This window comes from Chitinophaga sp. CC14 (genome assembly GCF_048957795.1).
In the GTDB taxonomy this organism is placed as follows: domain Bacteria; phylum Bacteroidota; class Bacteroidia; order Chitinophagales; family Chitinophagaceae; genus Chitinophaga; species Chitinophaga ginsengisegetis.
This window is the reverse complement of record NZ_JARBFY010000005.1, coordinates 1,800,170-1,815,625: the sequence shown is the minus strand read 5'-3', so window position 1 is coordinate 1,815,625 and position 15,456 is coordinate 1,800,170. Positions and strand designations below refer to the sequence as shown.

At 47.2% G+C, this 15,456-nt stretch carries 14 protein-coding genes; 13 read left to right on the top strand and 1 reads right to left on the bottom strand.

Going from position 1 to position 15,456, the window contains the following annotated elements; genetic code table 11:
* Positions 1-243: 243 nt before the first annotated feature.
* Positions 244-930, top strand: a complete 687-nt coding sequence (locus PV783_RS26745; RefSeq protein ID WP_111577624.1) for a response regulator transcription factor — start codon at positions 244-246, stop codon at positions 928-930.
* Between the two features lie 65 nt (positions 931-995).
* On the opposite strand, the gene PV783_RS26740 is transcribed toward PV783_RS26745, so the two are convergent.
* The gene (locus tag PV783_RS26740; RefSeq protein WP_168771290.1) at positions 996-1,175 is read right to left on the bottom strand and encodes a hypothetical protein; all 180 of its coding nucleotides are present in this window, start codon (positions 1,173-1,175) and stop codon (positions 996-998) included.
* Here PV783_RS26740 and PV783_RS26735 point away from each other — a divergent pair.
* From PV783_RS26735 to PV783_RS26680, 12 genes are all read left to right on the top strand, one after another.
* Complete coding sequence (locus tag PV783_RS26735; RefSeq protein ID WP_227024486.1) at positions 1,165-1,899, top strand: polysaccharide biosynthesis/export family protein; 735 nt, start codon at positions 1,165-1,167, stop codon at positions 1,897-1,899. The genes PV783_RS26740 and PV783_RS26735 overlap by 11 nt on opposite strands.
* Before the next feature lie 3 nt (positions 1,900-1,902).
* Positions 1,903-4,254, top strand: a complete 2,352-nt coding sequence (locus PV783_RS26730) for a GumC family protein (RefSeq protein WP_079470292.1) — start codon at positions 1,903-1,905, stop codon at positions 4,252-4,254.
* Positions 4,255-4,362: 108 nt separating this feature from the next.
* Positions 4,363-4,872 carry a transcription termination/antitermination NusG family protein gene (locus PV783_RS26725; protein ID WP_079470291.1) on the top strand — a complete coding sequence of 170 codons (510 nt, stop codon included), beginning with the start codon at positions 4,363-4,365 and terminating at the stop codon, positions 4,870-4,872.
* Positions 4,873-4,890: 18 nt separating this feature from the next.
* Positions 4,891-5,913 (top strand): mannose-1-phosphate guanylyltransferase, encoded by a 1,023-nt coding sequence (locus tag PV783_RS26720; protein ID WP_079470290.1) that lies wholly within the window; start codon positions 4,891-4,893, stop codon positions 5,911-5,913.
* Positions 5,914-5,938: 25 nt separating this feature from the next.
* The gene (gene fcl / locus PV783_RS26715) at positions 5,939-6,883 is read left to right on the top strand and encodes a GDP-L-fucose synthase (RefSeq protein WP_079470289.1); all 945 of its coding nucleotides are present in this window, start codon (positions 5,939-5,941) and stop codon (positions 6,881-6,883) included.
* An 11-nt stretch (positions 6,884-6,894) separates the two neighbouring features.
* The gene (locus tag PV783_RS26710; protein WP_111577622.1) at positions 6,895-8,241 is read left to right on the top strand and encodes a UDP-glucose dehydrogenase family protein; all 1,347 of its coding nucleotides are present in this window, start codon (positions 6,895-6,897) and stop codon (positions 8,239-8,241) included.
* Positions 8,242-8,273: 32 nt separating this feature from the next.
* Positions 8,274-9,371 (top strand): GDP-mannose 4,6-dehydratase, encoded by a 1,098-nt coding sequence (gene gmd, locus PV783_RS26705; protein WP_079470287.1) that lies wholly within the window; start codon positions 8,274-8,276, stop codon positions 9,369-9,371.
* A gap of 10 nt (positions 9,372-9,381) precedes the next feature.
* Positions 9,382-10,935: a lipopolysaccharide biosynthesis protein gene (locus PV783_RS26700; RefSeq protein WP_111577621.1), complete on the top strand. Its 1,554-nt coding sequence runs from the start codon at positions 9,382-9,384 to the stop codon at positions 10,933-10,935.
* A 3-nt stretch (positions 10,936-10,938) separates the two neighbouring features.
* On the top strand, positions 10,939-12,093 hold the full coding sequence (locus tag PV783_RS26695; RefSeq protein WP_111577620.1) for a glycosyltransferase family 4 protein: 1,155 nt from the start codon (positions 10,939-10,941) through the stop codon (positions 12,091-12,093).
* Positions 12,086-13,351, top strand: coding sequence for a hypothetical protein (locus PV783_RS26690; RefSeq protein WP_420990284.1), 1,266 nt, complete (start codon positions 12,086-12,088; stop codon positions 13,349-13,351). The genes PV783_RS26695 and PV783_RS26690 overlap by 8 nt, the downstream gene beginning before the upstream one ends.
* Positions 13,352-13,370: 19 nt before the next feature.
* On the top strand, positions 13,371-14,516 hold the full coding sequence (locus PV783_RS26685; protein WP_079470283.1) for a glycosyltransferase family 4 protein: 1,146 nt from the start codon (positions 13,371-13,373) through the stop codon (positions 14,514-14,516).
* An 11-nt stretch (positions 14,517-14,527) separates the two neighbouring features.
* Entirely contained in the window at positions 14,528-15,454 is a 927-nt protein-coding gene (locus PV783_RS26680) for a polysaccharide pyruvyl transferase family protein (RefSeq protein ID WP_079470282.1), read from the top strand.
* Positions 15,455-15,456 lie beyond the last annotated feature (2 nt).

The window sequence follows — 15,456 nt, the reverse complement described above, 5'->3', positions numbered from 1 at the left end:
TATCTATATTTTTAAAAAAGTCCATTTTGGTTACTTTTATTTAACATAGACTGTATATTTATTTATATAGAAAATATTATAATTTGTTTTATGAAGATGCCTTATTTTGCTTTTGTCTGTATATAAGCTGATAACATATGTGTAAAAAATCATACTAACCAGCTATCATTTTTCAGACTATATTTACTATCAGATTATTTTATTAAACCATATCATTTCGAGTACCATACCCCCCGTTTAGCCATGATCAACATTGGAATCATTGAAGACAACCATTTTCTGCTAAGTAATTACCGTGAATTCCTGGAAGACTTCCAGGAGTGTAAGGTTATGTTTGCCTGTAAATCGATAGAGGAATTTATGGCCTTACCCGTTACTTATCCTGATGTAAAAGTAATCCTGCTGGATATCACTTTACCTGGTATATCCGGTATTGAAGGGCTCCGCGAAGTAAGGCGGCTGTATCCCGACACAAAGGTGATTGTACTGTCTGGTCATGAAGAGCAGCAGTATATTATTGAAGCCATTAAAAACGGCGCGAGCGGCTATGTTATTAAATCCAGCCGTCTCAGTGATATCTATCAGTCGGTGATGGATACCGTGCAAAGCGGCGCTTCTTTATCTCCGCGCGCAGCACACCTGCTCATTACTCATATCAATAAGGATCCGCTGGAAAGCATCAAAGACAAGCTTACCCGCAGGGAGTATGAACTGGTGGCTTTGCTGAAGGAGGGTTACTCATATAAGGAAATGGCCGCCAAGCTGTTCGTGACAGTATTCACTGTGAACCAACATCTGAAAAAAGTATATTTTAAATTGAACGTTTCAACCAAATCTGAGTTAATCTCAAAAATTTTATCAAATAATTTATTCATCACCCTGTTTTTTATTCTTATCCAAGTAAATTATTTAAATTTTAAATTTATTTGATATGTCGATGGCTGTGAACGGTAACTTACTTTAATAAGTAAGGACACCATACCAATCATCCCAATTTATACTGTAGTGAGTAATTGAATACCACCCCGTTCTGAAGTAATATTGTATTGAGAGGAACGGTCAGTGTAAGTGATGATGTTAAATGCCATATCGATGATATTGAAAGCCTGCTTAACCTGGATAGGATTGGGATTGCTATGCTTAAGTTGTTTGTTTACTTCGTGCGTGTCAACCAAAAATGCTGTTTATTTCAATGATGTGAGAGATACGGTGCTATTACCATCAGATAGCAGTTTTGACCCTCGTATCCAAAAGAACGACATACTGCAGATTAATGTAAGCAGTCTTAATCCGGAGGATGTGATCATTTATAATGTATCCAACATGACCTCCGCTTCCGGCGCCGGTGGCGCCAACGCAGGAGCCGGCGCTATGCTGGGAGGATTCCTGGTAGACGAACAGGGATTTATACAGTACCCCGTACTGGGTCCCGTAAAAGTAACAGGCCTCACCAAAAAAGCACTTACCGTATACCTGCATGATCAGCTCATTGAACGAAAGCTCCTGGTAGATCCGGTGGTGAGCATACGGTTTCTCAACTACCGCGTAACCATACTGGGAGAGGTGAATAAACCAACTGTAGTAAACGTAACCAACGAAAAAATATCGGTCCTTGAAGCATTGGGAATGGCAGGGGATATAACGGTGTTCGGTAAACGAAATAATATCCTGTTGATCCGGGAGATAGACGGGCAGCGGATTATACGACGCATCGATCTGAACGACAAAAGTATCCTGAATTCTCCTTATTATTTTCTGCAACCCAATGATATCCTATATGTAGAACCCAATAAGTCAAAAGTAGCGACGGCTGATCGTTCGCGGCAGGTACTGCCAATTATTCTCAGCAGTCTCTCATTACTCGTTATTATCCTGGACCGGTTAGTTATTAATAATTAGGTTATGCAAAAAGTTAACGGACATAAAACCCAGCACACGGAAGCGCCTCAGAGTTTGCTTACTATCATCCGCTCCCGCTATCTGCCATACTGGCCTTTCTTTGCAGGAGCCGTAGTAATCGCACTGTTAGCAGCTTTCCTTTATCTCCGTTATGCCACTCCCCTGTATAAAATTTCCGGCGTGCTCCTGGTACAGGAAGCCACCAACGGACTCGGCGCCAGCGATATGCTGCAGTCGCTCGACCTGATGGGCGGCAGCAAAACGGTGATGGAAAACGAAATAGAAATCCTGAAATCACGCACCCTCACAAAAGAAGTGGTAAGGAACCTGAATCTTTATGGAGAAGTAATAGAAAAAGGAAAAATAAGAGACGTTGTACTTTATAAAGATAGCCCGGTGAAATTTACCTTCCTGGAACCGGAATCTATCCAGCTGGCTTCTACCGGCAACTGGCCTTTTACATACGATCCTGTGCAAAAGCGTGTAGCCATCGACGGTAAAAAATATCCGCTGAACGATACCGTGCAAACACGCTGGGGAAAAATGCTCATCCAGGCAAAAGCCAGGCATACAGATACTACCGCCGGTTATGTACTGCATATCATGAATGAAAAAACCTGGATGCAGATCATCCTTGGCACTATGAAAATTATGCCCGCCGCAAAAGCCGGCAGCGTAGTGGATCTTGAATACACCGATGCAGCGCCGGAACGCGGGGAAGATATTGTGAATGAACTGATCCGGGTATACAGCCAGGCCGCTGTGGAAGATAAGAACAGAACTTCTGCCAACACCATGCGCTTCGTGGAAGAACGCCTGCGTATTGTAAGTGCGGAATTGGGCCAGGCGGAAACGGAAGTGGAACACTTCAAAACTTCCCAGGGCATTGTAGACATCAGTGAACAAAGCAAAATATTCCTGGCAGGTGTGCAGGAGAACGACCGTAAGATCAGTGAAGCCAACATGCAGATCTCCGTATTGGATGCCATTGAAAGATATGTTACGAGCCAGAACCCGGGAGGGAATATTGTACCCGGTACATTGGGCCTTTCAGATCCGGTGTTGCTGGAACTGGTGAGCAAGTTATCTGAAACAGAATTACAACTGGAAAGACTACGCAAAACCACCGGGGAAAACAGTCCGCTGCTGGCAAGTTTGAACCGGCAGGTAGAAAGGCTGAAACCCGCTATCATGGAAAATATCGGGAGCCTGCGCGCTAACCTGCAGGCCGGCTTAACACGCCTGCAGGCAGAAAACAGCCGCAACATGGGCATCATCCGCAGCGTACCCGGAAAAGAAAAAGCATTGCTGGAAGTAAGCAGGCAACAGGTGATCAAGAATAATATTTACACCTTCCTGCTGGAGAAAAGAGAAGAAACCGCACTGGCATACGCGGCTGCCGTGTCCGACAGCCGCGTGGTAGATGCGGGAGAAGCTGCAGCATATGCTTTCAGTCCGCAGAAACCAATGGTATTCGGTATTTCAATACTCACAGCCCTTGCACTGGTAGCAGGATTTGTATCACTGAAAGATATGATGAACCGCGAAGTAATGTTCCGCGCAGATATTGAGAAAGTAACAACGGCGCCTATTGCAGCAGAAATAATGTACCACGACAGCAAAGATGCCATCGTGATGTCCAATAACAGCAGAACCGCCGTGGCAGAACAGTTCAGGGCATTAAGAACATCCCTGTCTTACATCGGTTTAAACGGCGACCGCAAAACATTACTGATCACTTCTTCCATATCCGGTGAAGGAAAAAGCTTTATATCCGTTAACCTGGCAATGAGCTTATCACTCGCAAAAAAGAAAGTAGTGTTGCTGGAATTTGACCTGAGGAAACCAATGGTCAGCAAAATGCTGAACATGCGCGCCGACCCGGGTATCAGCAACTATCTCGTTGGAAAAGCATCATTGCAGCAGATATTGCAACCCGTAGGAGACAATGAATACCTCTATCTGTTGTCGGCCGGTATTATGCCGCCAAATCCAAGTGAACTTATTCTGAATGGTGAACTGGAGCGATTACTGAATGAACTGAAAGAACGGTTCGATTATATTATCATCGACTCCGCCCCCGTTGGATTGGTAACCGATGCCCGCCTGATAGCGCCCTATTGCGATGCTACCCTGTATGTGGTGCGTCATCAACGGACCCCGAAACACTATCTTAAATTAATTGAAGAGTTGTATCAGAATAAAGAATTAGGAAAACTAAACATCGTGTTTAACGGTATCAAACGACAAGGTGTAGCAGGATACGGTTACGGATCCGGATATGGTGACATTAACGGATACGGATACACGGAAGTAACAAAGAAACCCGGATTATTCAGGCGCAGTGTAAAGTAACTGCAGCCAGCTATAGTCGAAAATATAAATAAACAAAGGGCGAATAATGCCCGCTCCTGCCTTTATAAATTCTGCAAAAACTATCCGATCACCTTAAAACCGGCTTCTATGTTTAATGAACAGCCTCCGGTCTGGTATGCGGTATATACCCGGCCAAAATGCGAAAAAAAAGTGGCAGACCTTTTCACCCGTAAAAAGGTGGAACACTACGTTCCCGCTAAACCGTTGGTGCGTGCCCGTAAGATCATCCAGGAACCTCTTTTTCCATCCTACGTATTCGTACACATTCCTGAAAGCAGGAGCTGGGTGGTAAAAGAAACAGACAACGTGGTCAACTTCGTATACTGGCTGGGGCAACCGGCGGTGATACCGGATCACGAAATAGCACTCATCCGCCATTTTCTCCGTGACTATGAAGATGTATCTGTAGAAAAGTTTCCTATAAAAGCACAGGAAGAGGAGGATCGTCCTGCTTCGTCCGCCAGGATCTTACAGATCAGTCGTAACCGCGTGAAAGTGGAACTCAATAGCCTGGGCTGTATGCTTGTAGCAACCGTGCCATCCAGGGAAATGACGGTGATCACCGGCCATAAAACGGTGAACGGACATCATTACTGACCATAAACCAATCATCCTATGATGCAGCACATTCTTCTTTGCGGTGGCTCCGGCACCCGGTTATGGCCTTTGTCCAACCAACAAACGCCCAAGCAGTTACTCACCCTGTTCGACGGCTATAGTCTTTTACAACTTGCTTTCCGGCGCAACCGTTTTGCCTGTAATAAAGTAATGGCGATCGTCAATGAACAACAATCGGAAATTGTTCAGGAACAACTAATGCAGGCAGGTGCAGCGGCGCCGGTATGCCTGGCAGAACCGGTAGGCCGTAATACGGCTGCCGCTATTGCCCTGGCAGCCTTCACCGCAGAGCCGGAAACCATATTACTCATCACACCCGCCGATCACCTCATAGGTACGCCCGACCGGTACGCCATGGCCATTGAAACAGCCGGTCTGCTGGCCGCTGGCAACCATATCGTTACCATCGGCCTGGTGCCTACACGCCCGGATACGGGTTTCGGCTACATCAGCTACTCCGGTCATGATGTGCTCCGCTTTGTGGAAAAACCCGACCGCCCCGTGGCAGAAGCCATGCTGGCGGCCGGAGGATTCCTCTGGAACAGCGGCATCTTCTGTTGCAAAGCACGCATCATGCTGCAGGAACTGCAGAAACATGCACCTGCTATCTACGAAGCTGCTGCCATCGCCGCGGAAGAATGGAAACAAACCGGCGTGCTGTCGAAAGAAAGCATGGAAGCGATACCATCAGACAGCATCGACTACGCGGTGCTGGAAAAGAGCAGCATCGTAAAAGTAGTGCCAAGCAAAATGGACTGGAGCGATGTAGGCAGCTATGAAGCACTGGCAGACGCACTTTCACAACATTACCAATACAGGAATCACCAGGCGGTATTTATTCAAAGCGATCCCCATAAAAGTATGGTGATCGGGAAAGATAAACTGGTGGCACTGGTGGGCGTGGAAAATATGGTAGTGGTGAACACGGAAAGCGCACTGCTGATCATGCAAAAAGGAAGCGGACAGGATATTAAACAACTGCATCAATGGGTGAGGGAAAACCGCCCGGAACTGCTCTAAACATAAACACAATCAATCAACACGTATGGAGGCAAACGATCTTATATATGTAGCCGGCCACCGCGGAATGGTAGGAAGTGCTATTAAAAGGAGACTGGAAACATTAGGTTACCAGAACATTATTACCCGCACATCCGGCAGTCTGGATCTGCGGAACGCTGCAGCGGTGGACGAATTTTTTGCGAAAGAAAAACCGGCCTATGTATTCCTGGCAGCTGCCAAAGTAGGCGGCATACACGCTAATAATACTTACCGCGCGGAGTTCCTGTACGATAATCTTATGATTGCCGCCAATGTAATTCATTCGGCATGGAAACACAACGTTACCAAGTTGCAGTTCCTGGGGAGTTCCTGCATTTATCCACGCATGGCGCCGCAGCCTATCAAAGAAAGCTTCTTACTGACAGGTTTACTGGAACAAACCAACGAACCTTACGCGATTGCAAAAATAGCCGGCATCAAATTATGCGAAGCTTACCGCGATCAGTATGGCTGCAACTTTACCAGCGTAATGCCCACTAACCTGTTTGGCATCGGCGATAATTATCACCCGGAAAATGCACACGTATTACCGGCGCTGATCCGCCGCTTTCATGAAGCGAAAGTGAATCAGAAACCATCGGTAACCGTATGGGGCACGGGAATGCCTAAACGGGAATTTTTATTTGCAGATGACCTGGCAGATGCCTGTGTATTCCTCATGCAGCATTACAGCGAAAAGGAACCTGTGAACATCGGAATAGGAGAAGACCTCACCATTAAGCAACTGGCAGAATATATCCGGGAAGTGGTTTGCTATGAAGGAGAAATCATTTTTGATGCTACCAAACCTGACGGCACACCACGCAAGCTGATGGATGTGTCAAAACTGCACCGGTTGGGATGGAAACATAGCATCAGCCTGAAAGAAGGGCTGGTAATGGCTTACAGGGATTTCCTGCAACAGGATCAGTTCAAATTACAACCTTAAAAACCAGTGGTATGAAAGTAGTCATTGTAGGAACAGGATACGTTGGACTGGTTACCGGCGCCTGCCTGGCTGAAGTGGGAACCAGTGTTACCTGCGTTGATGTGGACGCAGCAAAGATAGCGCGGCTTCAGAAAGGGGTATTACCCATTTATGAACCCGGTTTGCCTGAAATGGTGATGCGTAATCAGGCGAGCGGCCGTCTTTCCTTCACTACCTCTCTGGCCAGCGCATTGCCCGGTGCAGAAGTAGTATTCATTGCCGTAGGCACACCACCGGGAGAAGATGGCAGCGCCGACCTGAAGTATGTATTACAGGTAGCGCATGAAGTAGGGCAGCACATGGAGCATTACCTCCTGCTGGTGACTAAAAGCACTGTGCCGGTAGGTACCGCCGCCCGTGTGAACCGTGCTGTAAAAGAAAGCCTGTCGGCCCGCCAGCTGATTATTGATTACGATGTTGCTTCCAACCCCGAGTTCCTGAAAGAAGGCGCTGCGGTAAATGATTTCCTGAAACCGGATCGTATAGTCGCCGGCGTGAGTACTACCCATGCCCGCGAAGTACTGGAACAATTATACCGCCCGTTTGTGTTAAACGGACATCCGCTGCTTTTTATGGATATCGCCTCCGCGGAGATGACCAAGTACGCAGCCAATGCCATGCTGGCCACCAGGATCTCCTACATGAATGATATCGCCAACGTATGCACGCTGGTGGGTGCGGATATTAACCAGGTACGAAAAGGCATCGGCAGCGATCCCCGCATCGGGAAACACTTCCTGTATCCGGGTATCGGCTATGGTGGTTCCTGTTTTCCGAAAGATGTAAAAGCCCTGATCCAAACCGGCCGCGAATACGGGTATCAGCTCCGCATTCTTGAAGCCGTGGAAGCAGTGAATGAAGACCAGAAGAAAATATTATCCGATAAAGTGCTCCGTCACTTCGATGGCGATATCAAAGGCCGCACGTTCGCCGTATGGGGATTGTCTTTCAAACCCAACACCGACGACATGCGGGAAGCGCCTTCGCTGGTGCTGATCAACAGCCTGCTGGAAGCCGGCGCACAGGTTCGTGTATACGATCCCGTTGCAATGGAGGAAGCGCTTCACGTGTTGGGCGACAGCGTTGTTTTTGCGGATGATATGTACGCCGCCGCCACCGGTGCAGATGCGGTGCTGCTGGTAACGGAATGGAATGCCTTCCGGATGCCCGACTGGCCACGCCTGCGCAGCCTGCTGCAAACACCGCTGCTCTTTGATGGCAGGAATATTTATGATGACGTACAACTGGTAAAACACGGGTTCACTTATTACGGCATCGGCAATACCGCCGCTACCGCAGTAAATGCCCTTATGCAATAACTTATTTCTTTATCACTAAAAATAACGATCGTATGAAAGTAGCCCTGATAACAGGTATTACCGGCCAGGATGGCGCTTATCTGGCAGAACTGCTGCTGGGAAAGGGATATATGGTGCATGGTGTAAAACGCCGCGCTTCGCTGATCAACACAGAAAGAATTGATCACCTCTACCAGGATATGCACAGCGAAAATGTGCGCTTCCGTTTGCATTACGGCGACATGACCGACAGCACCAACCTCATACGCATTATACAGGAAACCCAACCGGATGAAATCTATAACCTGGCGGCCATGAGCCATGTACGGGTAAGTTTTGATACGCCCGAATACACGGCCAACGCGGATGGAATAGGCACACTGCGTCTCCTGGAAGCGCTGCGCATCCTGAAAATGGAAAAGAAAACACGCATCTACCAGGCCAGCACCTCTGAACTATATGGATTGGTACAGGAAGTGCCGCAACGTGAAACCACACCTTTCTACCCACGCAGTCCATACGCCGTGGCGAAATTATACGCTTACTGGATTACGGTGAACTACCGTGAGGCATATGGTATGTACGCCTGTAACGGTATCCTCTTTAACCACGAAAGCCCGCTGCGCGGAGAAACCTTCGTAACCCGCAAAATCACCAGGGGCGCTGCTGCCATCGCACTCGGATTACAGGATAAACTGTACCTCGGTAACCTGGATGCACAACGCGACTGGGGCCATGCAAAAGATTATGTGGAAGCCATGTGGCGCATCCTGCAACAGGAAACACCGGACGACTATGTAATTGCCACCGGCATCACCACTACAGTAAGAGAGTTTGTACGCATGTCCTTTGCAGAACTGGGCATTGAAATCGCCTTCACCGGCACCGGCGCCGAAGAAATCGGAACAGTGGCTGCCTGTACAAATGAAGTATACGCGTTGCCGTTAGGTAAGCAGGTAGTAGCCATTGATCCGCGCTATTTCCGCCCTACAGAAGTGGAACTGCTGATAGGCGATCCTACCAAGTCCAAAACTGTACTGGGATGGGAACCTGCCTACGACCTGGCTGCACTGGTAAAGGAAATGATGGCCAGCGATGTGGCATTGTTTGCAAAGAAAGAAGTTACACAACTGGAACACTTAATCGGATAATTTAACAAACATGCAGGTAGCGAACAGGGTGATATTGAATACAGGAGCGCTTTACGGGCGAATGCTGATCACCGTTTTTATTTCCTTGTACGCCACCCGGCTGGTGCTCAACCTGCTGGGTGCGGCGGACTATGGATTGTTTAACCTGATCAGCGGGGTCATTGCCATGTTGTCTTTTCTGAACATGGCCATGACCATCAGCACGCAGCGGTATATGTCTTTTCACCTGGGCACCAAAGACGCACACAAATTAAAAGTGGTGTTTAACTCCAGCGTGCTGCTACACTTTGTACTGGGCCTGGCATTGGTGCTGCTGTTTGAAGTAATAGGCAGCTATCTTTTTGATCATGTGCTTAACTATCCTGCATCCCGCACCATGGCCGCCAAACTCATCTTTCAGTTCATGGTGGTCAGCGCATTCTTTACCATCATCTCCGTGCCTTATGATGCTACATTGATTGCACAGGAGAACATGGTAATGGTAGCTATACTGGGTATTGTGGAATCAGTAGGAAAGCTGCTGATAGCACTCAGCCTGCAATACACTTCGTACGACCGACTCATTGTATACGGTGGACTCATGGCCTTGCTCACGGTATTACTGCTGGTATTCAAACAGGTTTACTGCGCCGTGAAGTATGAGGAAAGCCGTATCCGCATCCGGCAGTATTTCGACAAAAATCTTTTGAAAGAAATGTTTGCCTATGCGGGTTGGAATATGTTTGGCGCCGGCAGCTTTGTGGCACGCAACCAGGGCATTGCGCTCCTGCTGAATGTTTTCTTTGGCACCATCGTAAATGCGGCCTATGGCATCGCCAACCAGGTAAATGCGCAGCTCAGCTACTTTTCTGTTACCATGTTGCGGGCGTTAAATCCGCAGATCATTAAAAGTGAGGGCAGCGGCGACCGACCGAGGATGCTGCGGCTGGCCATGATTGCCAGCAAGTTTTCCTTTTTCCTGCTGAGTTTTTTTGCCATCCCCATGATGATAGAAATGCCTTTTGTATTGCAATGCTGGCTGAAGCAGGTACCTGATTTTACGGTGATGATGTGCCGCCTGATCATCATTGCTACCTTGATTAACCAGCTGTCGTCTGGTATACAGGTAGCCGTGCAATCAGTGGGGAAAATAAGAAAGTACCAGGTAGTGGTGAGCACAATGGTACTGTTCAATTTACCCATAGCATGGCTGCTGCTGAAAGCCGGATACCCCGCAGCTACTGTATTGATCAGCGCAATAGCCATAGAAGTGGTAAGCGGCATCTATCGTATGATGGCGGCGAAAACTATCACGGGCTTGTCTCCGGCAGTATTCACCCGGCAGGTGATCATCAAATCAATAGTGCCGGTACTGCTGGCAGCCGGACTGGCCTGTATCCCGCAGCTATTCATGGGCGAAGGGTTTGTGCGGCTGGGCGTTACCACCATAGTAAGTATCATCAGTATTGTGTTCCTCATCCGGCTCATTGGGTTAACCACCGATGAAACTGCGAAAGTGGAACAGTTACTCAACCGGATTTTCACAAAACTACAGGCACGGCTAGTGGTATTAAAAGCGAATTAAGATATGAACATTCTTTTCTTCACAGACATATCTCCCTTCCCGCAAAACGGGGGAGAACGGATCAGGAGCTACTACCTGATCAAAGCTTTGTCGCAGCTCGGCTATGAGGTGATTGCCGTGGTACGGAATGTGGAGAAGGTAGACCTGCAAAAATACCATCTCCCTAACGTTACTTTTTATACTTATGAAGCAAAACCTTTTGACCTGCTGACCCGTATTACGGGTAAACAATACTTCCAGCGATCCGCCACCGTGATGAACATCTTTGAAGAGGTGTGCCGGGAATACCCTTTGGCAGCAGCTATCCTGGACTATGGCTATGTAGGTCATTATATTTCTTATTTCCAACAGAAACAGATCCCCGTTATCCTGGGTACTCACAACGCACAGCCCATGATCACGTGGCAGCTGCCTTCAAAAAGTATTGTGGATAAGCTGCGCAAGTGGCAGCTGTTCAGCATGGAGAAGCTGCATGAACGTATGTACTTTAACAAGGCTGCAGCTGTGCTGGTAGTGAGTGAAGATGATAATGCCTATCACACACGGTTCCTGCCTAAACAGAAAGTATTTACCGTTCCCAATTTCCTGGATGCAAAAGACTATCACTTCACCGGGAAGAAGCAACAGCGTGTGTTGGTGATGACGGCTAACTTCGGCGTATATATGAATTTCGCCGGCCTTAAATGGTTTATAGAAAATGTGTGGGATGATGACCTGGCCGGAAAGTATGATCTGTGGCTGGTTGGTAGAGGTTCTAAGGAAGCGCTGAAACAAATTACCGGTAAAGAAGAGTATCGCAATATTGTGGCATTTGGAAAAGTAGATGATGTGAAATGGTATATCTCCGTAGCCAGTGCCGTAATTATTCCGTTGGTGCATGGCAGTGGTACCCGCCTGAAATGCCTGGAAGCAATGGCGCTCAGCACACCAATTATCAGCACCCGTAAGGGTGTGGAAGGTGTGAAGAGCCATCACTTTATTGTGTCTGATGAACCGGCCGCCTTTAAACAATCCTTACTGGCGTTTGATCCGGAAACAGATAAAGGCGCCAGGTTACGCGAAGATTTTTTACAGGAATACAGCCTGGATGTAAACCGGGAACGACTGCAGCAAATTGTTCACTACGCGGTACGCGGTAAAATACCTGCCTATGTTTAACCGGGTCAAAATAGCCATGTACACTTTGCTGAGTGGCGTGAATGTAGCACTGGTAGGCCAGTTGAAGCTCAATGAGATCATGGTGCTGCTGTCTACTCCCTTTGTATTTGACCTGCGGGATTTTAAAGCATATCCCATGTTCCGCAAGATCATTTTTGCATTGGTAGCGCTTTTTGTATTCCAGGCTGTTACAGATCTGTTTGTTGTACATAGTTCATCAGAAAATTTCATGCGGGGTTGGGCTGCTATTATTATGTCTATCCTCTCTTTTATTTTTCTGTTTAAAACTTTGGAAGATGACCAGGCAATCTTCTTCTTCCTTTGCATGACCCTTATAAAAAATATTATCTGGACAGATGATAATGCAGATACGGATATGTCGTACTTCAAATTTAAAATGGTACCTATCCTGTCGTACGCTGTTTATATCTGTTCTTTCCTATTATATCGCAGGGGACAATGGAAAGCAGTGCTGGCGCTGCTATTAGGCTATAGCCTGTTGTGTTTTGCCCGCGACTCGCGCTCAACAGGCATGGTCTTTTTCCTCGGTGCTATCATCATCTACTGCTTTAACAGCGGCATGTACCTCACCCGCGACCGGTTGCTGGTATTTGGTATTGCAGGCGCTATCCTGTTCCAGTTTGCCTATGTATGTTATGTAAATGCTGTCATGAATCATGAAATAGGCGGGGATCATGCTTCCGAACAAATAGACCGGCTTGATAATCCTTATAACCCCTTATCGCTGCTCATGACAGGCAGAGGCGAAACCTTTGCTGCTATGGCCGCTATCGCCGATGCGCCGTTGTTTGGTCATGGTTCCTGGGCAAAAGATGATAACCTGCAATATTACCGGATCCTGTTGTTGTACCAGAATGAAGAGATGAATGAACAACTGGCTACTTCAACAGATCACCTGATCCCCAGTCACTCGATCCTGCTGGGCGCCTGGGTAAACTGCGGACTGGGTGGATTTATTGCAGTATTGCTCATATTCATCTTCCTGCTGAGAATGGGTTTCTATCTCATCCGGAATGCAGCAGATACGGCCTTGTACCCGGTATTGGTACTCATGACGATTGGGGTGATATGGACCTTTCTTTTCTCTCCCATCCAGCAACTGAGATTTAATATACCCGCTATTGGTGCAGTGTTGTTACGCGCGTATTACGATTTTATGGAAGAAGCCAGCACCGGGGAAATAGCGGTACAAACAAATGAAACGATCGATATGCTATCTCCCGAAGGGAAAATATAAACGGTAAAAAACATCAGCTATGAAAATATGCTTCATTACACTAGGGGATATTAAATTCATTGCCACCATGAAACGGGCCATAGGCATGGCCGGACCGTTGCTGTCGCTCGGCTGGGAGGTATCCATCATTGCACAGGACAGTGAAGAAAACCGCAAACGCATAGCGATGGAGTGCAGCGAAGCAGTAAAGGTATACTACTATCAGCCTGGCTCAGCAGGAGAAGAAGTAAAGGTTAAAACGGATCTGGTAAACCAGATTGCACCCGACTATGTGCTGTTCTGTTCCTTTAGTTTCCGCAACCGTATTTCCAAAAGTAAACTGAACGTAAAACCGAAAATACTAATCGAACATTCGGAGCTACCCTCCGGAATCCCAGATAATAAAGGCATCCGCAAGTTAGCTATGCTGGCGTTGGAATATTGGTCGGTGTTGTATGCAGATGGACTGCTGTGTGCCAGTAAGTATCTCTGTAACGTATATACGAAAAGAGCGGCTCAGTTGTTCCGCAAGCAGTTGCCCGTGTTATACTCGCCTTACGCATTCAACAACGATGTAATAGCATCACCGCGTATCCGCCTGAAAGAATTGCAGGATGCTTATGCAGGTAAAACCATGTTGATCTATATGGGTACGCTTACCCGCAACTATGGCCTTTTTACCATGTTACAGGCGATGGAAATGGTGAGTAAGGAAAGAAGTGATGTGGTGTTAATGCTGTTGGGTCAGGGAAGACATATGGCGGAAGCAAAAGCTTTTGTGAAAGAAAAACAGCTTGATGCACAGGTAGAATTCCTGGGCTATGCACCGGAAGAAGATCTCAGCTCCTGGTTTACTGCTGCCGATGCATTTATTTCCCCGCTGAATGATACCGTGCAGGACTGGGCACGTTGCCCCAGCAAAATTTATATGTACCTGCCATTTGAAAAGCCGGTGTTTACCTGCGCTATTGGCGAGCCGCTTGAAATATTCGGACAACAGGGATATTATTTCAATAACAATGCGCCGGCATCGCTGGCAGTATTGATCAGTAAACTGGCCAACGGCAGACTGGCGCCGGCAACGGTGAATAGCGAAGCCCACAGCTGGGAACGACGGGCAGTTGATTTTACAGCATGGATCAACAGTAACGATGCAGTAAAAGTATTACGTATTGCTAACCTGTAAATGACTACAACGTGAACTATGTGTATTATAAAGATCCCAAAGGCAATTTTGGTGATGACCTGAACGGTTGGCTCTGGCCCAAGTTATTTGGCGAAGGCAACATCAATGACCCGGAAGCGTTCCTGGGCATTGGCTCAATCCTGTTCGATGGCTCCCCGTTATTCAGGGATATACCGGACAAATGCAAGATCGTATTCGGCACAGGTGTAAGGCCCTCTCATCAAACCTTCAGCCTCAACAGCAGTTGGGATATCCGCTTCCTGCGTGGACCATTATCTGCCTATGCGTTTAATAATCAGTTCCCGTATATCGCAGATGCTGCTTATGCCATCCGCCAGCTGCCGGAGTTCGATAAATTCCTGAAGGTGAAAAAAAAGTATAAGGTGAGCGTGATCCCTTATTTTAAGTCAGTGCCGTTTTTCGATTGGGAAGCGCTCTGTAGTAAACTGGGTTATAATTATATCTCACCGCGCTCTGAAAAAGGTGTGGAGCATACCTTACAGGAAATCGCTGCATCGGAATATGTGATTGCAGAAGCCATGCACGGCGCTATCCTCGCCGATGCGCTGCGCGTGCCCTGGCATCGCTTTATATTGTCTACCCCGCATACAGAAGGCAGCGGCGTGGCGGAATTTAAATGGATGGACTGGCAGGCGGCCATTCATCTGTATAATATCAATGCTACACCCGTGAAGCTTTACCGCAAGTCATTTCTTCATCAGAAAATTAAAACACTCTCCGGCAACCGTATCAGCGCGGAGTTTATGGCCAGGGATATCGTAAAAACAGACCTGCTGAAAACGCTGCAGGCGGTGAATGGTTTTTATTTATCTGAAGAAGATGTGATCAGGCGTATCGATAATAAAATTCATGATCAGACTTTTTTGTTGAGAAAAGAAAAGTGCATGGATAAATCATCTTTCATCACAACACATTAACA